The following is a 23,905-nucleotide window of genomic DNA, read 5'->3' as shown; positions in this document are numbered from 1 at the left end:
CTCAGACCGTGGCGATGAAGTTCATGATGTGATGTTCAAGATCGCTGTCCGGCGTGCCGATCTCGAGCACGGGTGAAAGATGATTGTGGCCCGCCAGCCAGTGCAGCCGGGGAAAGGCCTTGTTCGTCGTCGCGTAGCGCTCCGCGAAGCTGGCAGCCTGGAGCTGGAAATCGACCGGATCGAACTCGGATACGGTCATCAGGACCGGGATCTTGGCGGTGACGAGGCCGGCGACGGTCGAGGCGGGCGCCCAGCCGAAGGGATCCTCGCCATAATAGGCCTTCTGGAACTGGTTGGGCTCCGCCGCCGCGACATCGTAAATGCCCGAAATGAGCAGCGCGCCCGCAATCGTGGGGGAGAAGCGCGCGACATAGTCGGCGACATGCACGGCCCCGGCCGACTGGCCCATCACGAAGATGCGCTCGGGATCGCCGCCGAACTGCGCGATATTCTCGCGCAGCCAGGTCACCGCGGCTGCCACGTCCTCGCCGCCCGCGGGCCATTGGACGGCCGGCGCGAGGCGATAGGTCATGGTGACACCGACATAGCCCTCGTCCACCGCGAACCCGCCGATATTGTCATAGAAAGGCGAGCCTTCGGTGGTCTTGTCGCCCATGACGAACCCGCCGCCATGCACGAAGACCAGCACCGGCGCGCCGGAGAGCCCGTCCTTGGTGAAGATGTCGAGGCGATGGCGCTCGTCCGGCCCGTAGCGATGGTCGCGGGTCAGTTTCGCACCAGCGGGCAGGCCGGGCTGGAGCGCCCGGTAGATTTCCTGCGTCCCGCCCATCATACCGGGCGTGAGTTCAGTGCCGTAAGCGGCAAGTTTCGCGCGGATTTCAGGAGTCATGCAGCTTCTCCCACCTTGAGCACGGCCTTGATGACGGTGCCTTTCTCGCTGTCGTGAAAAGCCTGTTCGATCTCGTCGAACCGATAGGCCTTGATGAGCTTCTCGAAGGGGAAGCGACCCTGCTTCCAGTAATCGATCAGCATCGGCAGGAACGTGCGCGGATTGGCGTCGCCGCCCAGGATGCCGCGCAATTGCCGCCCGCCCGCCAGCATGGGGAACATGGCCGGCGCCCATTCCCCGCGCGGCGCGGCGACGAAACCGGCCGTGCCGTTCATGGAAAGGCATTCCAGCGCCATGGTGTGCACCGCGGCCACCGTGGTCGTGTTCAGCGTATAGTCCACGCCGCGCCCGGTGAGGGCGCGGATCTGCTGCGCGACATTCTCGCCGTCCGCCCGCACGATGTCGGTCGCACCCAGTTCCAGCGCGAGGTCGAGCCGCTCCTGGTTGATGTCCACCGCGACGATGCGCCGCGCGCCGACCAGCCGCGCCGCCATCACCGCCGAGAGGCCGACGCCGCCCGTGCCGAAGATGGCGATCGTGTCGCCCGCCTTCACTTTGAGCGCCTCGATCACCGAGCCCGCGCCCGTGATGACGCCGCAGCCGAGCGGCGCGAGCAGTTCCAGCGGCACGTCCTTGTCCACCTTCACGGCCGTGCGCTCGGGCACGATGCTGTGCGTGGCGAAGGAGGACTGGCCGAAGAAGTGCGAGTGGATCGACTCCTCCCCGCAGGACAGCGCGGTCGACCCGTCGAGCCGCTTGCCGCCGAAATTCATCGGCATCGCGAGGTCGCAATAGGTCGGCCGCCCGGCGATGCAGCTCGGGCAGGCGCCGCAGCTGCTGCCGGAGAGCAGCACATGGTCGCCCACCGCGAAGCCGCGCACGCCCTCGCCCAGCGCTTCCACCACGCCGGCGCCTTCATGGCCGAGCACGATGGGATGCGGCGCGTGACGGCCGGGATGCTCGTGCAGATCGGTATGGCAGATGCCGACCGCGACGATGCGCACCAGCAATTCGCCGGGGCGCGGCGCCTCAAGCTCGAGCGTCTCGAGACTGGGCGCCGCCTGATTGGAGCGGCTGACGGCAGCGGTGATCTTCATGGCGCTCAGTCCTTCCTGCCCGCGACGGGCGGCGCCTTGTGGCTGGGCTTCTGCTTGAGCAGGATCTCGCCCTTCCACGGCACCTGATCGGCCGCCGTCCACGCATTCACGTGCAGCGACTGGAAGCGCCACACGCCTTCCTTCTTCGTCACATGATCCTGCCGCGTGCCGATGCCGAACACGAAGTTGGTGTGATAATCGGTCTGGAACTGGATGATCTGGAAGAAGCAGCGGCAGTCCACTTCCCCCTCTTCCTCGCGCGGGTCCATGATGATGGTGTTCATCAGGTGCTGGCGGCCATACCACCAGCTCTGCCGGTCGTTCCACAGGGACCGCAGGTTCTCGAGGATCGCCTCATGCCCCTGCACCCGGCCCTGCCAGAGATGATCGAACCAGCCGTCCTTCGCGAAGGCGGACAGCGCCATCTCCTCATCGGCCAGATCGATGCCCCATGCGTAGCGCGCATAGAGTTCCTGGATTTCGAGCCGGTCGAGCGCGCTCAGTTGCCATGCCATGTCAGTTCCCTCCGTCCTTTAATTCTCAATGCCGTCCGAGATGATGATCGTCCTGGATGTCCGCGGGCGCGCCATGCTGGGTGAGCAGCGCCTTGCGGCGGACATAGCGCAGGATCGCTTCCGGCCCGGTGCGCGAACCGCCGCCCACGCCCGAGACACCGAAGCTGTTCGAGCCCACGGTGCGGTTCTTGGCGAAGGTGAGGAACGTGTCCTGCATGAAGACCGAACCGGCATTCACCTGCAGGCCGATGGCCAGCGCATCCTCGTCGCTGCCGGCGATCACATTCGCGGTGAGGCCGAACTCGGTATCATTGGCGAGCGCGATCGCTTCCTCGACCGTGTCGAACGGCATGACCGGCAGGATCGGGCCGAACGTCTCGTCCTTCATCAGCGCCATCTCGTGATTGACGCCGGTCACCACGGTCGGCCGCATGTAGAGACCGCCATGGATGGTCTCGACCTCGCCGCCGGTCAGGATCGTCGCGCCGGCGGCAACGGCGTCCGCCAGCTGCTTCGCCACGATGTCCGCCTGCGGCGCGAAAGTGAAGGGATGGAGATGGCCGGCGCGCGGATTGTCGCAGTTGAGGCGCACCTTCTGCGCCTTTTCCACCAGCAGCTTCACGAAGTCGTCATGGATGGCGCGCGCGACATAGATGCGCTCGACCGAGAAGCAGACCATGCCATTGGCATGCACGCCGCCGCGCAGCACGGCCGTGGTCGCCCGCTCCAGATCGGCATCGGCCGTGACGATCACCGGGTCCTTGCCGCCCAGCTCCAGATAGCAGGGGATGAGCCGCTGGGCGCACTGAACGGCGATCTTGCGCCCCGTGGGCACGCTGCCGGTGAAGCAGACGAGGTCTGATTCATCGATCATCGCCTGGCCCGTGGACCCATCGCCATGCACATAATCGAACACGCCGGCGAGCTCTGGCACCTGCTTCACGGCCTCGAACAGCGCTTCCACCCAGCGCGGCGTCACTTCCGACGCCTTGATGAGCACCGCGCAGCCCGCGAACAGCGCGGGAATGGCATCGAGCAGCACCAGCATCATCGGCGCGTTCCACGGCCCGATCACGCTCACCAGCGGATAAGGCACGAACTGGGTGCGCACCGACACGCTCGGCATGGCCTTGGAGGGGCCTTCATAGCCCGCCTTGTCGAGCGCGGCCTGCGCGTCCTCGATCCAGCCGCCGATGGTCCCCATGGTGATGAAGCCCTGGAGATAGGATGTGTGGCAGCCCCCGGTATCGGCGGCGTCCGCCTCGGCGATCGCGTCCTTGCGCTTCGCCACTTCGCCCAGGAAGCGCTGCATGATGCCGATCCGCGCCGGGAGGGGCATGGCGCCCCAGGCCTTCTGGTTCTCGCGCAGGCGAGCCGCTTTCTGCGCGACCTCCGCCGCGCTCGCGACCGTCAGGGTAAGATCGATTTCGCCGGTACGTGGATTGCGCACCGGCAGCGTGCGCAGATCGCCTTCAGACATTCAATACCTCTCCCGAGTGGACGACTCGTCAAATTCGTCAGACATCGTTGTATATCGATGTTGAGACATCAATCAACCGTTGATTTCGTCCACCACTTCATTCCCAGGGAAGGCAGCCGGGATAACGCAGGCCTGCGGAATGCTCCCGCACGATGGCCTGGAGGCTGGCGCGCAGGGCCGCGCGGTCGGCCGGAGCGAAGGAGGCGAGCATCCGCTCCTCGCTTTCGTCGGCGGCGGGCTGGATGGCGGCGGCATAGTCCCGCCCCGCCTGCGTGGTCTCGTAGAGCGTCTTGCGCCGGTCCTCGACCGAGCGCGCCGCGCGGAGCAGCCCCCGGCTGGCGAGCTTCTTGAGCACGATGGCGCATGTCGAGGGATCGAGCCCGTAGACGCGGGCATATTCGACCTGGCTGAGGCCGGGATGCAGATGCAGGATGATGAGCGCGGAGAATTGCCGCAGCGTGACATGGAGCGGCGAGACGCAGGCCTGGAAATGGGCATTGCAGATCTGCAGCGCCCGCCTGCACAGCAGGCTCGGAGCATCCGCGAAAGGCGAGGTGGCAACATCCCAGCGCGGTGCGACGGCATCGCCATCCCGCGCAATCCGCCCGAGCTGCTCGACCAGCAGCGCGCGCCCCGGGCCGTCCAGCCCCGCCAGCATGACCTCCTGCAGGGCAGCGAAGGCCGCGCGCACCGCCGGCATGCGCTGCCGCCCCTGCGCCGTGAGGACCGGCAGGCTGCGGCGCCGGTCCCGCTGGTCCTGCACGCGCTCGACAAGCCCGGTCATTTCGAGATTGTCGAGGATGATCGCGGTGGTCGAGGTATCGATGCCGCAGGTCCGCGCGAGGCCCACCTGATCGCGCGCGGTGCCCGCCTCGATCGCCAGCAGCATTTCCGCCTGGGCCAGAGTCTCGCGGCCTTCCGCCAGCGATCCGTACAGCGCGTTGGCAATCTGGTCGATGCGGTTGAGCAGGAAGCCGGCCTTGCGCACGAAGATGCGCATGACCTCCTCGATCGGGACGCGCCTGACCGCCTCCGGCCGACAGGGTCCGGATGCCATGATGTCCACTTGCCCCCCGGCCCTAGCCATGAGAGCGCTTGCAACTGTTGATCTTATCCACGATTGCCAGTTTCGACCGAAATCGCCGCCGAATGCAATCCGGAATATCGGCCGGACTTGTTCTAATAGGAGTTGATTGATGCCCATGGCTCGCATAGGTGTTGAAGAATCAACAATATCGCGGCGCTCTTCACAAACCCGACCGCGGGAGAGGCAGGCAGGATGACCGAAGAGGATTATGCGGACTATATCGCCCGCTTCAACGCCAATGATTTCGAGGGTTTCGCCCGCTATTACTGCGACGACGTGATCTTCAATCTCGGCGAAAAACGCCAGATCATCGGCCGCGACAACATTCTCGATTTCTATCGCGACGTGAAATCCAAAGTGCGCGAGACGCTGGACATCCTGGCCGTCGCCGCCGGGCCGGACACGCTGGCCTGCCATGTGCGCACCGAGTTCTACGGACTGGTGGACTGGCCGGACTTCATCGCCGGACCGCTGATGAAAGGCCAGTCGATCAACATCGAGAGCCTCGGCTTCTATTATCTTCGCGACGGCAAGTTCGCCCGCATCCTGGGTGCGCGCTACCGGACCCTGCCCGTCACGCCCGCTTCCGCCTGACCAGACAGACCCTGACCATATAGACAAGGAGACATGCATCCATGGCGACGCCAGACCTGCCGCCCCACCCCTTCGCGCCGCGCTTCGAGTTCGCGTTCACCGTGTCCATCGACCTCACGCCCGCCATCTGGGTCAAGCCGACCAGCATGGGCGCGACCCGCGCGGCGGTGTGGGCCGCGCAAGGAACGTTCGAGGGCCCGCGCATCAAGGGCCGCGTCATTCCGATGAGCGGCGGCGACTTCCCGCTGGTGCGGCCCAACGGCGTCATCGATTTCGACGCCCGCTACATGCTCGAAGCGGATGACGGCACCCCCATCTACCTGCAGAGCCGCGGCTATCGCTGGGCCGAGGGCGACGCGATGGAGCGCATGGCGCGCAACGAGGACGTCTCGGCGGAAGACTATTATATGCGCGTGAGCCCCAAGTTCGACGTGCCCGAGGGCCCGCACGACTGGCTCGGCAAGCACATCTTCGTGGGCGTGGCCGAGAAGATCCCGAAGGCGAACCGCATCCATTATTTCATGCTGCTGTGAGCGCCGATCGCGCCCTCGACCCCTCATTCATCGCGAAACACAAGGACTTCCCATGACCGAACCACAGGTTCCCGCGCATCTCGAATTCGTGTTCGAAATGCGTGTCGAGTTCCGCCCGGAACGTTGCATCTTCGGCCCGCTGCCCGGCGGCGGCAGCCAAGGCTACACGCCCTGCTCCGGCGGCACCATTTACGGCCCCCGCCTTTCCGGCAAGGTCGTGCCGGACAGCGGCGCGGACTATGCCAAGGTGCGCGGCGACGGCACGATCATCATCAATTCCCACTATCTGCTCGAAGCCGATGACGGGACGAAGATCTACATCAACAACAACGGCTATCTGGTGCCCGCCAAGCCCGGCGAAGGCCGCATCGACCATGGCACGCCGCAGCCTGCCTATTTCTGCTTCTCGCCGACCTTCATCGTGCCCGAGGGGCCGCATGACTGGATGAGCCGCACGCTCATCATCGGCACCGGCAGCCGCCGGTCCGGTCCGGATCACTCGATCTTCACTTATTATGCGGTGAAGCAGACCCTGGACTGACAGGAAAAGGGGGCAGCGCGGCCGATGCCGCGCCGCCCCCCATTTGCCGGTTCAGGCGAACTGCACGCGCGCGCGACGCGCCGACCGACGCACCATGGCGCCCACCGCGCCGAAGCCGGTGATCATCAGGGCCCAGGTCGCGGGCTCGGGCACGGCCGGAACCTCCACAGTGCCGATCTTCACCGCATCGAACGCGCCGGCCTCAAAAACCGTGGGCGCGAAAGCCTGCCCGCCCTGCGACACCTGAAGGCGCACTTCGTCGAACGTCGCGCCGGAGAAACCATAAGTGGCCCATCCTGCGCCATAAGCCGGCGCGGGCCCGGCGATGCCGGTGCCGACGCTCACGCCGCCGAGCAGCACATCATAGGCCAGCACACCCGATCCGTCGTAAAAACCGGAGTTCACGAGGAGCTCGAACGCGTTTGCCTGAGCGAAGGTGAACCGGGTGTAGCCATAGCCGCCGCCATCGGCATACCAGCTATACTGCCCCTCGGGCGCGGTCTGCGACCACGACCAGATGTAGCCCGTGCCGATATAGTCCACCAGAACGCCGTTCTCGCTGTAGCTCTTCACCTGATTGGGAGTGGAGATGGAGCCAAGCCCCTCGAACCCGACCGTCGCGGTGGGCGAGGAAATGAAGGACGCGGTGTGCACGGTGAGGGCCATTGCGGGCCCGGCAAGCGCCGAACCGCACAGGGCAAGAGCGGCAATCGTCAATTTACGCATGGACATGGTTCAAGTCTCCCACTGGATGAGTCCCGCTCCCGGCTAGATTGCCCATGCGCCGAACGACATCGGCTTAACCATGCGGGGGACGGAAACAACGTGCCAATATGGGAATGCGGCTCTCCTACCCCGTTGGAAGAGCAGCGGTTTTCATGCCGGGCAGAGGGACGGGCCGGACGCACCCGATCCGATTCCGGTGCGGGCCATCAACCATGCGCGGCGCAACGACGCGCGGGGCGGATCAGTGCTCCGCCCCGCCAGCCCATTCCCGGCAGCGGCAGGGCGCGCCCCGCCGCTGCTCAGTCCTGCGGGATTACCGGCACGAGCAGATGGCTGTCGAACGCACCGCCCGTGTGGATGACATGGGTGCCGGCGTTGCGCAGGTCCTCATGCCGGGCGAAGGGCAGCATCGGCAGGCCATCGCGATAGATATCCATGCCCTTCACCACCACGCGCAGTGTCTCGCCCGCGTGGAACAGGGTGGACGAAGGCCAGATCTCGATCTCGACCGGCACGGGCACGCCCGGCTCGAGCTTCTCCTCGCGATCATGCGGGTGCACCGGCTGCCAGGGCGTCGAGCGCGCCTCGTCCAGCGCGCGGTGGCTGGCGCGCAGCCAGCCGAGCGCCACCGGCCCGTTTTCGAAGAAGGCGTAGAAAGTCATGCCGACCGGCTCGCCGGCCGCGTCCAGCTTCTGGATCGCGACGAACAGGTCCATGTCGTCCGCGCCCTGCGCTTCCACCCAGAGCTTGAGCTTCATGTAGCCGGTGATCTCGGTATCCCGCTCGAAGCGCATGTCGAACCGGGCTTCCCCGGCCTCGTCGAGCGGATCGTAGGAGACGCTGGCCGGCGCCGGCAGCGGCGCGGCGGACAGCGTGCCGCTCGCGGCATCCAGCCAGAGCGGCTGATAGTCGGTGCGCGCCAGCGGCCATTCCTGTTCGGCGCGCTCCTGCGCCACGCGCGCGGCCTCGCGCACTTCGATCCGTACCGGCGGCCAGGCCTCGACGCCTCGCGCCTCCCCCTTCAGGAACTGGTCGAAGAAGGCGCGCGCCAGCTCGCGGCTCTCGGGCTTGTAGAAATGCGCCCATTTCTTCTGCCCGTGCGCCAGCAGCCATTTCTGCTGCGAGGACATCTGCCGGAAAGCCTCGAAGGTGCCGCGGCTGTGCAGGCCATGATCGGACCAGCTCGCCACCACGAAGGCCGGCACCTCGATCGCGGCGAGGTCCAGCGCCTTGCTTTCCCAATAGGCATCGTGGAGCGGATGCGCCTGCACATTGGCGTTGGTGTCTTCATAGCGCGTCGTGGAGAAACGCAGATTGGCCGAGCCGCGCGGCAGGAAGCCGGTCTCGCGGATGCCGCCATGATAAGCGAATTCGCGATACCAGTCCGAGAAGCCTTCCCACGGATTGATGGCCGCGAGATGCGGCGGCTTGAGCTGCGCCACCAGATACTGGATCGCCGCGAGATAGGAGACGCCGGTCATGCCGACCTTGCCGTTGGACCAGGGCTGCACGCCAAGCCACTCGATGAGGTCGTAGCAGTCCTCGCCCTCGCCGATGCCGTTGTGGCGCAGCTCGCCCTCGGAAAGCCACGCGCCGCGCGGATCGGCGAAACAGACGGCGTAGCCATGGGCACACCAGTAAGCCGGGTCCGGCGCCTCGAACGCCGTGAAGCGCGACATCCAGCCCTTCTCCACGCCGGAGGGCGGCCACAGGCTGTCCGACAGGCCATGCTTGCCATAAGGGCTCCAGCCCAGCAGCACCGGCATGGGGCCATCCGGCCTGTCGGCGGGGCGATAGACATCGATGTAGATGGTGACGCCATCCCGCAGCGTGACGGGGATGTTGCGATCGATGAGGAGCCCCTCCTCCTCCCATTGCACATGATCGCGCGGGGGAAGCGGCGGTTTGTTCGGGGCCGTGGTGGGATCCACGCCCTCCTGCATGATGAGCGTGAAGCCTGTTTCGCCGGTCATCGGCTATCCTCCCCGGAAAAAAGACAGCGCCCGGCGACCATGAAGGCCGCCGGGCGTCAGAGAGTTGTCAGAACTTGAAGCGCGCGCCGATGCGATAAGCGCGGCCCAGCACGTCATAGAGAACGTTATTCGTCGGACCGAAGCTGGACGGTGCGTCCTTCGGCGGATCCTTGTCGAACAGGTTGTTGATGACGCCGAAGATTTCCAGCTTCTGGTCGCCACGCTTCCACACGTTCACGCCGGCATTGATGTTAAAATAGGTCCAGGCGCCGATATAGTTGTCGCTGATGCTGTTGGGCAGCAGCGGATCATAGCCGTCCTGATGCGGACCGATGAGCTCGGCATTGTAGACGCCGCTCGAGATGTGACGCACCTGCAGCTGCAGGGTCGCCAGATCGCTCGTGTACGTGACATAGCCGTTGATCGTGTAGTCCGGCACGCCCGAGGGCAGCGACACCGGCGAACCGTTCATGCCCGCGCGGTTGACGCGGCCGCTCGCCGAGTCCGTGATGAGATCATCGACGATGGTGGCAAGGCCGCGCAGCGAGATCTGGCCGCCCAGCAGGTCGAACGGCAAGGTGTAGCTCGCCTCGACGTCCCAGCCACGCGTGGTCAGGCTGCCCAGGTTGATGTTGCGGTTGACGATCTGCGTGATCTCGTCCGTGTCGCTGCGCGTGATGAGCGAGCAGAGCTCGGTCACACCGTTGAAGCAGCCATTGACGATGACCGCGCCGCCGAGCGTCGAAACGGCCTTCTCCAGCTTGATGTCGTAATAGTCGACGGACAGGCGAAGGCGACCGGCCGAACCGATGTTCGGCTGGAGCACGACACCGACGGTCCAGGTATCCGCTTCCTCGGGCACCAGCTGCGTGTTGCCGCCGAGCAGCACCATCGGGAGATCCTGCGCACCGCCGCGCCAGGGGTTGGGCACCGACTGGAAGCTGGTCTGCGTCGGGCCGAACAGCTCGAACAGGTTGGGCGCGCGGATGTCACGCGAACGCGTGCCGCGGAAGCGCAGCCAGTCGAGCGGGGCGACATCGAGGCCGACCTTCCAGGTGATGACGTCGCCGCTGGTCGAATAGTCGGTATAGCGCACGGCGCCATTGACTTCCGCACCCGGCATCAGCGGCACCACCAGCTCGCCGAACGCCTCGAACACATCGACCTTGCCGCTGATCGGCGAGCCCGGGCCGGTGTAGAACTGCAGCGCGCGGGAGATCGGATCGGCATCGCCGCGCGCGAGGTCCTGACGGAACTCGACGCCGGTCGCGCCCTTGATCGCGCCTGCCCAGCCCTCGAACAGCGTGCCCTGCATGGTCGCCGCGACGACATTCTGCGTCAGGCGCGTGTCCTGCTCCACCGTGCCGGTGACATAAGCGACAGCCGCCGGATTGGTGATGGCCGAACCATTGCCGAAGGGATTGATGGGAACGCAGCCGGCAGCCGCCGCCACGCCATCGCGCACGCCGCGGCAGACGATGTTGCCGCTGCCGTCGTCAACCGCATCCATCGCGAAATTGATGCGGGGCGTGATCGTGGTGTTGTAACCGCGCTGCGAATAATCGGTGCGGCCGAACTGGTAATAAGCGTCGAACGTCCAGTCGCCCCACATCTTGGCATTCAGGCCGACGACGGCGCGATAGGTCTCGCGCGTCACTTCCGCGCGCTGCGGGCCGATGTCATTCCAGACGCGACCGAACGGAATGGTCGCAAGGCGATTGGCGGCCATCGCATTGGCGACGCTATCCGGCAGGAAGGCATTGTCGGCACGGATCGTGAGATTGCCGAGATCGCGGCGCTGGGCGCTGAGCGTGCTGCCCTTGACGCGGCCATAGGACCCCTCGGCGAAGATCGTCACGACGTCGCTCAGCTCGAACTCCGCATGCGCGAAGCCGTTGAGCCGCTCGACCGGCGCCGAGATCGGGAAGTTCATGTAGAACGCCTGCTGGGGATCGCCGCCGCCGCTCTGGAAGATCGGCACGCCGTAATAAGCGCCATAATCGTGCGGAACGAGCGTGCCGTCGGGACGGAACTCCATGCCGAGCAGGCCGGACGCGATCAGTGCCGGGTTCGGCGGTCCGGGCAGGCGGGGGATGAGGCCGTTCTCGGCCGCGGTGGCGGTGCGCGTGTTGGGCAGGATGAGCACGCCCGGCTGGCCCTCGAGGACACGGCGGGTGTTGCCGCTGCCGGCAACATAGGGATTGCTCACCGTATTGTAGGACTGGGCACACCAGTCGCGCGAGTAGCAATCGCGCGAACCCTTGTCGTCCGAATATTCGATGCCCGCGACGATGTGGCCGCGGCCGCCGGCGAAGCCGGTGCCTGCCGCCAGCGAGAGCATGTACTGCTTGCCGTCACCGACATCGTTGATGCCATATTGTGCCGAACCGGTGATACCGTTGAGGCGCGTATCGAGCAGGATGTTCACCACGCCGGCGACGGCGTCCGAACCATAAGCTGCCGAGGCGCCGCCCGTCACGACTTCGGCGCGCTGGATGAGCGAGGCCGGGATCATGTTGAGGTCGACAGCGCCGGCGCTGGCGAAGGAGCCGCCCTGCACGGTCGAGGGAACGACGCGGCGGCCATTGACCAGCACCAGCGTGCGGTTGGCGCCGAGGCCGCGAAGGTCGGCGGTGGATGCGCCGATGTTGTTCGTGAAGATGGCGTTGGTCGTCGGGGTCGCCTGCGGCCGGAAGGACGGAAGGTCATTGAGGACCTGCGCCACGTTCACGGCGGCCTGGCGCTGGATCTGGTCCGCGCCGACCACGGTCACGGGCGTGGGCTGATCGAAGCCGGACCGCGCGATGCGCGAACCCGTGACGACGATCGCTTCTTCCGAGACGGGCTCTTCCTGCGGAACAGCGGTGTCCTGCGGCAGCGGCGCGGACTCCTGAGCGAGAGCCGGGCTTGCGAGCAGGGCAAGGCTCACACCCAGCGCGCGAAGGCTCGCACCGGCGGCGAACGCCGGAAGACGCGGTTGAAGGATGAGTGCGGGCATGTGTACTCCTCTCCTGATCACGGTGCCGATTGGCAATCCAGATTCTTGGGCAACGAATCCCACCAGAGCGCGACCGCAGAAAAGCGCCCGACGATGAGATGCAACGAACACTGACTATCAACGACGTCTTGAGTCCTCAACACCTTTTCGTGTGAAAAACTGTTGCCGCGCCGCCCGGAGCGCAGGAGGCGATGCAACTGTTGCAAAGGTGCAACGATTCATCGCACCCTGGGGTGTGCCACCACTGCCCTAAGGGCGTGCAATTCCGCGGCGATGGCGGCGCACCATCTCGTCATTCAAGAGGTCATCCCGGACTCGATCCGGGATCCCGCTGCCTTGAAGTCGGCGGGTCAGCAGGTTGAAACCAGAAGAAGCGGGATCCCGGAGCAGGTCCGGGATGACGCAGGAAATGGCTGAAAAGCTGGCTTTGCTCTCTCCAAGTCCGCGAATTTGTCGCACCGCTTTGGGGCTAAGCGGCGTGGACAAATTCGATAGTATTGCGAATGGCCGCCTTAGGGCATTTCGTCCAGAAGCAGCCTGTCAGGACACGACGACGTTGCTGTTGTTGCTCTCTCCCCTTCAGGGGAGAGAAACGGAGGCTTGTCAGCGTGCTGATTAGCCGAAGTTGAGAGGGGGCGAGCAGCCTCCCCCCCCCTCTCCCAACCCTCTCCCCTGAAGGGGAGAGGGCTACGGTCGCTCACCACAACGTTCCGGCCAGCAGGCCTGATTTGTCCGCGCGACCTAGTCGCCCGCGAAGGCGAAGGGGATGCCGGTGTCGCGATAATCGTCGGAGCGCAGGTCGCGCCCCAGCGGCGGGGCGGCGCGGGCAAGGCATCGGGGGCGGTGGCACAGATGGCAGGCGATGCCGATGGGCGTGGGCGCCATCGCTGCGGCACCGTCGCCATAGACCAGCAGGCCCATATGCTCCTCCGCGCAGGCCAGCGCCACGGCCCGCGACATGACCGGCGCGCCCCACGCCCCGCCCCCCGCGGAGACGGTGCGCGCGATGGAGAAGAAGCGCTCGCCGTCCGGCAACTCCAGCCGCTGGGTGACGATGCGCCCGGGGGTCTGGAAGACGGAATGGACGGTCCAGAGCGGGCAGGCGCCGCCATGACGCGCGAAGGGGAAGCCTGCCCCGTCCAGTCGCTTGGAGACATTGCCCGCCGCATCGAGCCGGATGAAGAAGAAAGGCACGCCTTCCTCCCCCGCCCGCTGAAGCGTGGTGAGGCGATGCGCCGCCTGCTCGAAGCTGACGCCGAACTCGCGGGATAGCGCCTCGACATCATAGCGCGTCTGCCGTGCCGCCCGCAGGAACGGGCGATAGGGCATCAGCAAAGCGGCCGCCCAGTAGCCGGCGAGCGCGCGGCGCGCCATGCGCCGGGCATTATCGCTGGTGAAAGCCCCCTCGCTCACCAGCCGGCCGATCTCGCCATCCGCTTCCAGCAGCGCGAGTTGCAGGGCAAGCTGGAAGCGCCGCGAGGGATGGTCCAGCCGCTTGCTGATCATGAGCTGCCGGCGATGCAGATCATGGAAGCGCTGCGCGCCCAGGATCAGGTCCGGCTCGACGAAGAGCACGCGCAGCCCGTGCCGCTCCTCGAAGCGGCGGACCAGCGCGTCCTGCCCCTGCCCCTGCCCCGGCATCCCCTCGGCGACGGCGGCGGCACTGTCGTCCAGCCGCGGGAAGCAATTGCGCCGCGCGGCGAGGAAGGTGCGTGCCTCGGCGACCGGGTTGGAGAGCGACGGCCCGGCCGCCCCCTCGCCCGCGCCGGTTTCCCGCCGCTGCGCCAGCTCCAGCCGCTCCTCGCCATAAGCCGTATGGAGGCGCAGCAGCGCCTCGGCGAAACCGGGATAGCTGGTCGCGATGTCCGCAACGTCCAGCGCGGGAAGATCGATATCGGCAAAGATCGGCTCCCTGAGCACGGCGCCGAGCCGGGCCGCCAGTTCCTCGCCGCCATCCTCGGCAAGGGCGCCGATGTCGACATGATATGTACGGGCGAGCCGGAGCAGCAGCTCCGCCGTCACCGGCCGCTGGTTACGCTCCATCAGCGCCACATAGGAGGGCGAGATATCGAGATCGGCGGCCATATTGGCCTGGGTAAGCCCCAGATCGCGGCGGACCCGCTTGAGGCGCGGGCCCATGTAAAGCGCATTGCGTGCCATGGCGGCCTCCCGACATTCGTGCGCTGATTACAACATTACAAACTATTCTTGTAAAGTAAGACATCATGACACCGGCGCGCATTTCTGCCGGAGGTTTTCGCTGGCATCGCTCGACGCACCCCAAGCGGAGGATGACGACGATGACCTATCATGCAGAGATCGAGCGGCTGACGGACAGCATTGCCCTGCAGGGCCCTGGCTGGGCCTCGATCGATCCCGAATCCGCCGCACGGATGCGCGCGCAGAACCGCTTTCGCACCGGGCTGGACATCGCCCGCTACACGGCCGGCATCATGCGCCGCGACATGGCGGCCTATGATCTCGACCCCGGCAACTACACCCAGTCGCTGGGCTGCTGGCACGGCTTCATCGGGCAGCAGAAGCTGATCGCCATCAAGAAACATTTCGGCAGCACGCGCGGGCGCTATCTCTATCTCTCGGGCTGGATGATCGCGGCCCTGCGCAGCGAATTCGGCCCGCTGCCGGACCAGTCCATGCACGAGAAGACCAGCGTGCCTGCCCTGATAGCGGAACTCTACACCTTCCTGCGGCAAGCCGATGCCCGCGAGCTGGGCGGGCTGTTCCGCGCGCTGGACGACGCCAGGCGCACGCATAACCAGCTCGACGAAATGCGCCTCATCAATGCCATCGAGACGCACGAGACGCATGTCGTGCCCATCATCGCGGACATCGATGCCGGGTTCGGCAATGCCGAGGCGACCTATCTTCTGGCCAAGAAGATGATCGAGGCAGGCGCCTGCGCGCTCCAGATCGAGAACCAGGTCTCGGACGAGAAGCAGTGCGGCCATCAGGACGGCAAGGTCACCGTGCCGCACGAGGACTTCCTGCAGAAGATCCGCGCGATCCGCTATGCCTTCCTCGAACTGGGCGTGGAGGACGGCATCATCGTCGCGCGCACGGATTCGCTCGGCGCAGGGCTCACCAAGCAGATCGCCTATAGCCGCGAGCCCGGCGACCTGGGCGACCAGTATAATGGCTTCCTCGATTGCGAGGAGATCGACCCCGCCGATATCGGCAACGGGGAAGTGTTCATCAGCCGTGCGGGCAAGCTGCTGCGCCCGAAGCGCCTGCCCTCGAATCTCTACCAGTTCCGCCCCGGCACGGGAGAGGATCGCTGCGTGCTGGACAGCATCACGGCGCTGCGCAACGGCGCGGACCTGCTGTGGATCGAAACCGAGAAGCCGCATATCGGGCAGATCGCCGGCATGATGGATCGCATCCGCGCGGTGATCCCCAACGCGAAGCTGGTCTACAATAATTCGCCGAGCTTCAACTGGACGCTCAATTTCCGCCAGCAGGTGTTCGATGCCTGGGAAGCGGAAGGCCGCGACGTCTCGGCCTATGACCGCGCGACGCTGATGAGCGCGGACTATGACGGCACGGCGCTGGCCAGCGAAGCGGACGAGCGCATCCGCACGTTCCAGCGCGATGCCTCGGCCCGCGCCGGCATCTTCCATCACCTCATCACCCTGCCGACCTATCACACGGCGGCGCTGAGCACGGACAATCTGGCGCGCGACTATTTCGGCGAACAGGGCATGCTCGGCTATGTCGCGGGCGTGCAGCGCCGGGAAATCCGCGAAGGCATCGCCTGCGTGAAGCACCAGAATATGGCGGGATCGGACATCGGCGACGATCACAAGGATTATTTCGCCGGGGACGCCGCGCTCAAGGCCGGTGGCGGCGCCAACACCATGAACCAGTTCGCCGCCTGACCATCAGGCCGGCAGAGAAAGCCAAGGAGACATGGAATGAGTGAACCCCAACGATCCCGCGCGGTCTTCTCGACCGAGGACTTCCGCCTGATCCGCACCGCCGTCGCGCATTATGCCCGCGAGGTGAAGGACAAGCCGGAATCCAACAAATATTCGAACCTGTTCCACCGGCTCGGCCGGATCGGTTGAGAGGAAGGCCCCGGCGCAAGCCGGGGCCGCAATGCTGCGGCCGGGAAATGCTCACCGGTTGCGCTGGAGCTGCTGAAAGACGCCGAGCCGATCCGTGACCTGCCAATGACCGGTCAGACGCTCTGCGCTGTCGAACATATAGACCGTTGCGCCCGACATGTGGATCGCTCGGCCGGTTGCCGGGAAGCCCGGAAGGTCGCCTTGATGCGTGCCGGTCCAGAGCCAGGTCATGACGACAGCGTCGCCATCGGCGAACAAGGCCTGGATGTCGAAGCGCTGGTCGGGAAAGGCCGCCCGCGACATGCGCACCCGCTCCCTGAACCCGGCGCGATCAAGGCTTTGGCCCTCCCAGGGATCGCCCGGATCGTGGTGAATCCTGTATGTTTCCGCGATATAGCCGTCAGCCGCGTCCGCTTCACCTTCATCCCAGATCTGCCGGATGAAAGCGGCGAGCCGCTGCTTGCGCTTATCCTGCGTCGTCATGATCGTTCCTCATCGGGATTCGGCCGGGCCAGCGCCCGGGCATAGTCCCGAACATCCGGAGGCCAGCTCGCCATCCGGTCGACGAAATCTTCATCCTCGCCAGCGAACAGAGCGCGGATCGCTTCCTCATAACCCGGCAGGTTGCCTGCGAGCGTGGACAGGAAGCGGTAGCAGCGCTCCTGTGCGGCCTTGCGATCGGTCCGCCCGCCATCGGCCCGACGGGCTTCGTCAACGAGGCGGCGCAACGCCTGCGAGGCGCCTCCCGACTGCCTTGCAAGCCATTCCCAATGACGCGGCAGCAAAGTCACTTCACGCGCAACGACGCCCAGCTTTGGCCGGCCTCGCGAACGGCCGGGCACACCGGCCGGCGCATGCCGCGTCCCGGCTGCCCCCTCAAGCTCGCTGCGCTCGGTCAACCGGGTGACGATCTCCGCAGTGGTGCCCCGAAGATCGAGCTCGATCACCGCGCCGGTCGTGTCATTGAAGGTGAGAACCGGGCCTTGCGTTCCGGCTTCGGCTGCCTTGATCGCCAAGGCCACATCGATCAGCGCGCCGCTGGCGATGCGCTGGTGGCCGGCAAAGGCCGTGCAGGGTGTGGACAGATAACTGGTCATGCCCCTTTTTAACCGGGTATAATTTGATGTCAATACACCCGGGTGATATTGCGTTGGCCGGGTGCGCAGAGTAAGGCGGCGCCAACATCGGAGGTGGCACATGAAGAGCGAGGATCGGAAGGCGGCTGTCGCGGCCTACAAGGAACGAAAGGTGGAGGCCGGCATCTATGCCGTCCGATGCACGGCATCCGATCAACTGTGGATCGGCAGCGCGCCGGATCTGTCCACCATCCGGAACCGTCTCTGGTTTACGCTGCAACAGGGCCGTAATTCGCATCGATCGCTTCAGGAGGCATGGACTGCGCATGGAAGCGAGACGTTCACCTTCGAGGTCATCGATCGCCTGACCGATGATGAAGCTTCGAGTTCCAGCCGGACCGCAGCGCTCAGGAGCCTCCATGCCGAATGGATAGAGGAGATGAATGGCATCCGTATCTAGGGCGGATCGACATTCATTTCTTCCGTTGAGCAGGCACCCTTCCCGCCAATATTCTCGTCATGCTGAACTTGTTTCAGCATCCATTTCGCGTCCGAGCCCGGAGCTTGAAGGCGCGATGGATGCTGAAACAAGTTCAGCATGACGTTGTTCTGGGGAGACAACGCGCTCCAGAGGTTGAATGTCGATCCGCCCTAGCGCGTGCCGGGCCGGCTTTCCCGCTGGGGAATATCCATTGGGATAACGATCGCCGGGCCAGCATGGCCCCCGCTGCCTTGAATCTCGCCGGGTCCAGCCGGTTCGAGAAACAGGAAGAAGCGGGATCCCGGATCGAGTCCGGGATGACAAAAGAAACAGCTGAAAACCTGTCCGTCAGGGCCGGCGCGACGGTCTTCGTCGGCGCCGGCCCTGCAGGATCAGAAGTTGCGACGCACCGTCAGCGCCACTTCGCGCGGGCGGCCCGGCTGGCCCGTGGTGTAGAACGCGTTCTGGAACTTGTTCAGGAAATAATATTTGTCGAACAGGTTCGTGGCTTCCACCGCGACGGTCCAGTCCTTCTCGATGGTCTGGAACGCGATGCGCGCATTGACCATCGTGAACTTGGCGACCTGCGCGTTGGGCGAGCAGAGGAAGTCGCCGCAATAGCCGGGCGTGTAGTTCACGTCGACGCGCGGGGTGAGCGTGCCGAAGCCGAGATCGGCTTCATACTGAGTGCCGATGCTCCACTTCCACTTGCCGATGCCCGGCCGGCTGGCCCCGACCACGATGGAGGTGGTGGGATAATTGATGGAGGTGAAGGTGAAGTCCGTGAGGCTCCACGATCCGTCGATCGACCAGCCGCGCACCGGGCGGATCGTCGTCTCGAGCTCGAAACCCTTCACCTCGGCATTGCCGATGTTCAGATACTGGCCGCACAGGCCCGAGACGCCGCCGCGATCCGGCGGCAGTTCCTGGCCGTCAAGCCCGATGCAGACCTGCGGCACGCCCTGATAGCCCTCATAATCCATGTAGAAGCCGGTGACGTTCAGGCGCACCCGGCGGTCGAGGAAGTCGCCCTTGAAGCCAAGCTCATAGGATTTCAGCTTCTCGGCGCCGAACGGGCGGATCTGGTAGAAGCTGTAGGGACGCGGGGAAATGCCGCCGCCCTTGAAGCCGGTCGCGTACTGCGCATAGAGCATCACGTCCGGCGTCACCTTGTAGGACGCGGCGAGGCGCAGGTCGGTCAGCGTCTCCTTGTAGGTGCCGACCTGACCGGACAGCGGATTCTCCGGGTTGCTGAGCGGCAGATATTCGCCGAGCCCATCCGGATTGAAACGGCCGAACGTATAATCCTTGCGCTGGTGCGTGACGCGCACGCCGCCTTCCAGCGTCAGCCGGTCCGTCACGTCCCAGGCGACATTGCCGAAGCCGGCATAGGTCGTGAGATCGGCCGTATCGTCATTGATGAACGAGAAGCAGGGCGTCGCAGCCGCGCAGAAGCCGGAGAAGGGCGTGTGGATGCGCGCCTCATACCGGGTCGCGGCGTCATAATAATAGCCGCCCAGCGTCACATGCACCGTATCGTTGACCAGATTGCCCGAGAGACGCAGCTCCTGGCTGAACTGGCGGTGATGGAACTTGGAATTGTCCTGGATGAATACGATCGGCGAGTTGTCGTTGTCCGATCCGCTCTGGCTGAAATATTTGCGATAGCCGGTGATCGACTTGAGCGAGAAGAAGGGGCTGATCTCATAATCGATCGTGCCCGAGACGCCCCAGCCATCCACCTGGCTGGCGGACGGCGCGATGAACGGGCCGAGCGGCGCGCCGGCGGGAATGGCGCTGGGCGGCGCACCGGCGGGCTGCGGTCCGGCGGCCGAGTACATAACGCCGGGATCGTAGAAATTGGCATAGCTCGCATAGCCATCGTTCAGCGGCGAACTGGCCCGGCGATACTTGCCATAAGGCACGAAGCGATCGTCGAACGCGACGCCCTGATAGGGAATGCTCATGCCCGAGCGGTTGGAGGGGCTGGCGGTGCCTTTCGAGGCTGATTCCGCCGATGCGATCAGCACCGATGCCTGCGTGGCGGACTCGTCCCGCGTGTAGTCGGCCGAGACATTGATCTCGAGCGGGCTGCCCGCCGGCGCGAGGCGCAGCGACCCGCGCAACGCATACATGGACTGGTTGCCCAGCTCCCCGAGCTTGCAGTCCGTGCCGACCGCGGCGAGGCGCGGGATGGCGCCCGAGACCACATCGGAATCGCTCGGATTGAGGCAGGCATAATCATAGCGCGTCACATAGCCGTCGCGATTGCGCGTGACGCCGGTGATGCGGGCGTAGAGCGCGTCGGGCACCACGGTGAAATCCGCGCTGGCCTTGATGTCGCGGCGCTTGAAATTGCCGAGCGCCACCTCGACGGAACCGCCTTCGCCCTGCGGCTTCTTGGAATAGAGCCTGATGGCGCCGCCCTGCGAGTTCATGCCCGCGAGTGTGCCTTGCGGGCCGCGCAGCACCTCGACGCGATCGAGGTCGGTCAAGTCGAAGGCCGAGGCCGTCACCGTGCCGAAATAGATGTCATCGATATAGATGCCGACGCCCGGCTCCACCGAGGGGCTCTGGTCGGACTGGCCGACGCCGCGAATGAAGGCGCGCATCGAGTTGCCGGAGCCGGCAGGGTTCTGCTGCAGGATCACGTTCGGCGACTGCGCGGTGATGTCCGTGAGCCGCGTCTGGCTGCGCGCCTCGAGCTGCGCGCCGCTGACGGCGGTGATCGCGAGCGGAACATCCTGCAGGTTCTGCTCGCGCATCTGGGCAGTGACCACGATCACATCGTCGTCATTCTCGTCCGCGGCGGCTGTCGCCGTGCCCTGCGCCTGCGCCTGCGCCTGCGCGGCGGTCGCGAGGATGGCCGCGCTGGCGAGAATGCTACTGCTCGCCAGGCCGATCCGCGATATCGTGCGCGCGAGACTATGCCGTAAAACCGTCATGTCAGACTCCCCTCCCTGCCGGACTTCGCCGGCTCATTCATTCTTTGCCAAACCGCCAGCAGTGTATCCGGACTGCGGGTTCCGCAGCCCGGCATCCTTCTGTGGCCTGCTGCTAAATTATTCTGGCGCCCGCTGCGAGGCTTTGACCGAGATAGAGAGTTGAATTGCCGCAGCTAGAAAGGGCATCCGTGATCGCGCCCGGAAAAGCGCGCCTTTCATGCCCTTTTGCCGGCTCCGGCCGGCCCGGCCGGTCATCCCCGCCGGTCCTGCTCTTCCGAACCATGGCCGCAGGCGGCGCTCTGCCGATGCGCTGTCATGCTACGAAATGCCCGGATTTCAGCGCTTGTCGCGGGGGCCCGGGCCGGGCCGGCGGGCCTTATGCCCCGCATGTTTCCATCTGGTCCCATCGGCCTGCATTCTGCTGCAATCGCGCGAGCCTCGTTCCGTGCCGCTCAGGGCGCGGACCGCTGCTCGCTCGCTTCGCACAGCACCAGGAGGAAGTCGCCATCGGCGTCGGTCCACTGGGCATTGGGCGTCCAGCCGCTGGCCTGCAGGATCAGCCGCGCCTGATCCGGCGTGTATTTGTGGCTGTTCTCCGTGTGGATGGTCTCGCCCACGAGCATCGCGAAGCTGCAGCCCGAAATGCTGAAGCTCACATCCCGCGTGGCTTCGAGATGCATTTCGATGCGGCTCCAGTCCGGATTCCACCGCGCAACATGGCGGAACTGCTCGACCGGAATGTCCGCGCCGAGCTCGCGATTGATCCGCAGCAGCAGGTTGAGATTGAAGCGCGCGGTGATGCCCTGCGTATCGTCATAGGCGCGGACCAGCCGGTCGATGTCCTTCACGCGGTCCACCCCGATCAGCAGCTGCGCCCGGTCGCCGAGCGTTTCGCGCATCGATCGCAGCAGGTCGACGGCGGTGCGGGGCACGAGATTGCCGATCGTCGAGCCCGGGAAGAAACCGAGCATGCCGAAGGCCTTCACGGCAGCGGGCAATTCCACCGTCTTCATGAAGTCCGCTTCCACCGGCATCACCGGCAGCGTCGGGAAGGCCTGCGCCAGCGCCTCGCTGGACTGGCGCAGGAACTCGCCGGAAATGTCGATCGGCACATAAGCCGCCGGAGATATCTCGCGCAGCAGCAGCGGCGTCTTGACCGAGCTGCCCGAGCCGAACTCCACCACGGCACGCCCCGGCCCGACCAGCCGGGCGATGTCCTGCCCGTGCCGCTCCAGCAGCGCGGTCTCGGCACGCGTGGGATAATATTCCGGCAGGGCAGTGATGCGCTCGAACAGCTCGGACCCGGCGAGATCATAGAACCAGCGGGCGGGAATGGCCTTCTGGCGCTGGGCCATGCCCTTCAGCACATCGTCGCGAAACGCCGGATCGACGCCCTCGCCGTCCCGCTCGATCAGCTTCAGATTGGTGTGCACCATCATCATTCAAAGATCCTTGGCGAGGCGCAGGCCAGTGAATTGCCAGCGCTGATGGGGATGGAAGAAATTGCGGTAGGAAGCGCGGACATGCCCGCGCGGGGTGGCGCAGCTGCCGCCCTTGAGCACGAACTGGCTGCTCATGAACTTGCCGTTATACTCGCCGACCGCGCCCGGTGCCGTTCGAAAACCCGGATAAGGGCGATAGGCCGAGCCGGTCCATTCCCAGACATTGCCGAACAGCGACGTGAAGCCCTCGCCCGCTTCCTCGAAGCGCGGGCCGACCGGCCCCGGGCCATCGAGCTGCACGCCCGCCATGGGATCGGCCGTGCGCGCGGCGGCTTCCCATTCCTGCTCGGTCGGCAATCGCGCGCCCGCCCAGGCGGCATAGGCATCCGCCTCGTAGAAGCTGACATGGGTGACCGGCGCCGCCGGATCGACCGGCTGCCAGCCCGCGAGCGTGAACTGCTCCCAGACATGATGGCTTCGGCGCCAGTAGAGCGGATGCTCGACGCTCTCGCGGTTCACCCAGTCCCACCCGTCCGAGAGCCAGAGCGTGGGCGTCGCATAGCCATTGTCGTCGATGAACTCAAACCATTCGCCATTGGTGATCGTGCGGTTGGCGAGCGCATGGGGCGCCAGGAGCGCGGGATGCGCCGGCCGCTCATTATCGAAGGCGAAGCCGGCAGCGCCCGCGCCGATCTCCACGATGCCCTCCGGCCCGGCATGCCAGACCAGCGGCGTGGGGTAATGCTGCGGCTCATGCACCGGCGGCCACAGGGCCGGGCCGAGCGGATTGCACGAGAAGAGATGCTTGATGTCCGTCAGCAGCAGCTCCTGATGCTGCTGCTCATGCTGGAGGCCGAGCTCGATGAGCTCGGGACAGGTCTCCGCAAGCATCGGCAGGGCGGAGAGAAATGCCTCGTCCACCCGGGCACGATAGGTCAGCACCTCGTCCAGCGCCGGCCGCGTGAGCAGGCCCCGGCGCGGGCGCGCATGGCGCTCGCCCTCGGCTTCATAATAGCTGTTGAAAAGATAGGGCCAGCGCTCGTCGACCAGCCGATAACCCGGCAGATGATCGCGCAGCACGAAAGTTTCGAAAAACCAGCTGCTGTGCGCCAGATGCCATTTGGCGGGGGATGCATCGGGCATGGACTGGGCCGTCGCGTCGGCATCGGAAAGGGGCGCTGCCAGCGCGAGGCTGAGCGCGCGCACGTCGCGATATCGCTGGGCCAGCGCCTCGCTGTCCGCCGCCGCCAGGGGAGCTGGCGCAGTCGTGATGCTCATGGTTCTGACCCTCCTTCACGACCACCGATGGCCGCGTGCTCACGCCCTTCCGCTACGATTACGCACGAGCGCGGTTTTGGTTACCACCGATACTTTGGTTATAGTGCCGCGTGCGGCAGGACAACTAGCGGGCGGGGACGAATTCGCGGACTTTGAGGGTCAGACGCGCGCATCCCCCCTTTTCATTGTCATCCCGGACTCGAT

At 65.5% G+C, this 23,905-nt stretch carries 20 protein-coding genes; 6 read left to right on the top strand and 14 right to left on the bottom strand.

Annotation, left to right across the window (positions count from 1 at the left end; translation table 11 throughout):
* Window position 1 precedes the first annotated feature (1 nt).
* From HNP60_RS04470 to HNP60_RS04450, 5 genes are all read right to left on the bottom strand, one after another.
* Window positions 2-850 carry an alpha/beta hydrolase gene (locus HNP60_RS04470; protein ID WP_184150693.1) on the bottom strand — a complete coding sequence of 283 codons (849 nt, stop codon included), beginning with the start codon at window positions 848-850 and terminating at the stop codon, window positions 2-4.
* Window positions 847-1,947, bottom strand: a complete 1,101-nt coding sequence (locus HNP60_RS04465; protein ID WP_184150690.1) for an NAD(P)-dependent alcohol dehydrogenase — start codon at window positions 1,945-1,947, stop codon at window positions 847-849. Before HNP60_RS04465 ends, HNP60_RS04470 begins: the two co-directional genes overlap by 4 nt.
* A 5-nt stretch (window positions 1,948-1,952) precedes the next feature.
* On the bottom strand, window positions 1,953-2,462 hold the full coding sequence (locus HNP60_RS04460) for a nuclear transport factor 2 family protein (RefSeq protein WP_014075267.1): 510 nt from the start codon (window positions 2,460-2,462) through the stop codon (window positions 1,953-1,955).
* 25 nt (window positions 2,463-2,487) lie between these two features.
* Window positions 2,488-3,942, bottom strand: coding sequence for an aldehyde dehydrogenase family protein (locus tag HNP60_RS04455; protein ID WP_184150687.1), 1,455 nt, complete (start codon window positions 3,940-3,942; stop codon window positions 2,488-2,490).
* Window positions 3,943-4,039: 97 nt separating this feature from the next.
* The gene (locus tag HNP60_RS04450; protein WP_184150685.1) at window positions 4,040-5,029 is read right to left on the bottom strand and encodes a MarR family transcriptional regulator; all 990 of its coding nucleotides are present in this window, start codon (window positions 5,027-5,029) and stop codon (window positions 4,040-4,042) included.
* A 192-nt stretch (window positions 5,030-5,221) separates the two neighbouring features.
* Here HNP60_RS04450 and HNP60_RS04445 point away from each other — a divergent pair, with 192 nt between their 5' ends.
* Genes HNP60_RS04445 through HNP60_RS04435 form a run of 3 tightly spaced genes read left to right on the top strand, consistent with a single transcriptional unit; the run spans window position 5,222 to window position 6,697 of the window.
* Entirely contained in the window at window positions 5,222-5,623 is a 402-nt protein-coding gene (locus HNP60_RS04445) for a nuclear transport factor 2 family protein (protein ID WP_184150683.1), read from the top strand.
* A 41-nt stretch (window positions 5,624-5,664) separates the two neighbouring features.
* Window positions 5,665-6,156 (top strand): DUF3237 domain-containing protein, encoded by a 492-nt coding sequence (locus HNP60_RS04440; RefSeq protein ID WP_014075263.1) that lies wholly within the window; start codon window positions 5,665-5,667, stop codon window positions 6,154-6,156.
* Window positions 6,157-6,208: 52 nt separating this feature from the next.
* Entirely contained in the window at window positions 6,209-6,697 is a 489-nt protein-coding gene (locus tag HNP60_RS04435; RefSeq protein WP_014075262.1) for a DUF3237 domain-containing protein, read from the top strand.
* 51 nt (window positions 6,698-6,748) lie between these two features.
* Here HNP60_RS04435 and HNP60_RS04430 read toward each other — a convergent pair whose 3' ends face one another.
* The 4 genes from HNP60_RS04430 to HNP60_RS04415 form a co-directional block, all read right to left on the bottom strand.
* Window positions 6,749-7,429 (bottom strand): PEPxxWA-CTERM sorting domain-containing protein, encoded by a 681-nt coding sequence (locus tag HNP60_RS04430; RefSeq protein WP_260394649.1) that lies wholly within the window; start codon window positions 7,427-7,429, stop codon window positions 6,749-6,751.
* 293 nt (window positions 7,430-7,722) lie between these two features.
* A complete protein-coding gene (locus tag HNP60_RS04425) occupies window positions 7,723-9,396 on the bottom strand; it encodes a CocE/NonD family hydrolase (protein WP_184150681.1) in 1,674 nt (557 codons plus the stop codon).
* 67 nt (window positions 9,397-9,463) lie between these two features.
* A complete protein-coding gene (locus HNP60_RS04420) occupies window positions 9,464-12,394 on the bottom strand; it encodes a TonB-dependent receptor plug domain-containing protein (protein WP_184150679.1) in 2,931 nt (976 codons plus the stop codon).
* 741 nt (window positions 12,395-13,135) lie between these two features.
* Window positions 13,136-14,554: a helix-turn-helix domain-containing protein gene (locus HNP60_RS04415; protein ID WP_184150678.1), complete on the bottom strand. Its 1,419-nt coding sequence runs from the start codon at window positions 14,552-14,554 to the stop codon at window positions 13,136-13,138.
* Window positions 14,555-14,694: 140 nt separating this feature from the next.
* Between HNP60_RS04415 and HNP60_RS04410 the strand changes: the two genes are divergently transcribed.
* Both HNP60_RS04410 and HNP60_RS04405 read left to right on the top strand, forming a co-directional pair.
* Complete coding sequence (locus tag HNP60_RS04410) at window positions 14,695-16,290, top strand: isocitrate lyase (protein ID WP_184150676.1); 1,596 nt, start codon at window positions 14,695-14,697, stop codon at window positions 16,288-16,290.
* 36 nt (window positions 16,291-16,326) lie between these two features.
* A complete protein-coding gene (locus HNP60_RS04405; protein ID WP_184150674.1) occupies window positions 16,327-16,479 on the top strand; it encodes a hypothetical protein in 153 nt (50 codons plus the stop codon).
* Between the two features lie 51 nt (window positions 16,480-16,530).
* Here the strand turns inward: HNP60_RS04405 and HNP60_RS04400 are convergent, their stop codons facing one another.
* Together HNP60_RS04400 and HNP60_RS04395 are read right to left on the bottom strand one after the other, a co-directional pair.
* A complete protein-coding gene (locus HNP60_RS04400) occupies window positions 16,531-16,962 on the bottom strand; it encodes an ester cyclase (RefSeq protein WP_184150672.1) in 432 nt (143 codons plus the stop codon).
* Window positions 16,959-17,576: a DUF2239 family protein gene (locus HNP60_RS04395; protein ID WP_184150669.1), complete on the bottom strand. Its 618-nt coding sequence runs from the start codon at window positions 17,574-17,576 to the stop codon at window positions 16,959-16,961. The genes HNP60_RS04400 and HNP60_RS04395 overlap by 4 nt, the downstream gene beginning before the upstream one ends.
* Window positions 17,577-17,676: 100 nt before the next feature.
* Between HNP60_RS04395 and HNP60_RS04390 the strand changes: the two genes are divergently transcribed.
* The gene (locus tag HNP60_RS04390) at window positions 17,677-18,015 is read left to right on the top strand and encodes a GIY-YIG nuclease family protein (RefSeq protein WP_184150666.1); all 339 of its coding nucleotides are present in this window, start codon (window positions 17,677-17,679) and stop codon (window positions 18,013-18,015) included.
* Between the two features lie 413 nt (window positions 18,016-18,428).
* On the opposite strand, the gene HNP60_RS04385 is transcribed toward HNP60_RS04390, so the two are convergent.
* From HNP60_RS04385 to egtB, 3 genes are all read right to left on the bottom strand, one after another.
* Window positions 18,429-20,981: a TonB-dependent receptor gene (locus HNP60_RS04385; protein ID WP_184150663.1), complete on the bottom strand. Its 2,553-nt coding sequence runs from the start codon at window positions 20,979-20,981 to the stop codon at window positions 18,429-18,431.
* Window positions 20,982-21,433: 452 nt separating this feature from the next.
* Window positions 21,434-22,420, bottom strand: a complete 987-nt coding sequence (gene egtD / locus HNP60_RS04380; protein ID WP_184156864.1) for an L-histidine N(alpha)-methyltransferase — start codon at window positions 22,418-22,420, stop codon at window positions 21,434-21,436.
* A 3-nt stretch (window positions 22,421-22,423) separates the two neighbouring features.
* On the bottom strand, window positions 22,424-23,701 hold the full coding sequence (gene egtB, locus HNP60_RS04375) for an ergothioneine biosynthesis protein EgtB (RefSeq protein WP_184150660.1): 1,278 nt from the start codon (window positions 23,699-23,701) through the stop codon (window positions 22,424-22,426).
* Window positions 23,702-23,905 lie beyond the last annotated feature (204 nt).

It is taken from the genome of Sphingobium lignivorans (genome assembly GCF_014203955.1).
Classification (GTDB): domain Bacteria; phylum Pseudomonadota; class Alphaproteobacteria; order Sphingomonadales; family Sphingomonadaceae; genus Sphingobium; species Sphingobium lignivorans.
Note: the sequence above shows the minus strand (reverse complement) of the source record. Positions and strands in the feature narration are given on the sequence as shown.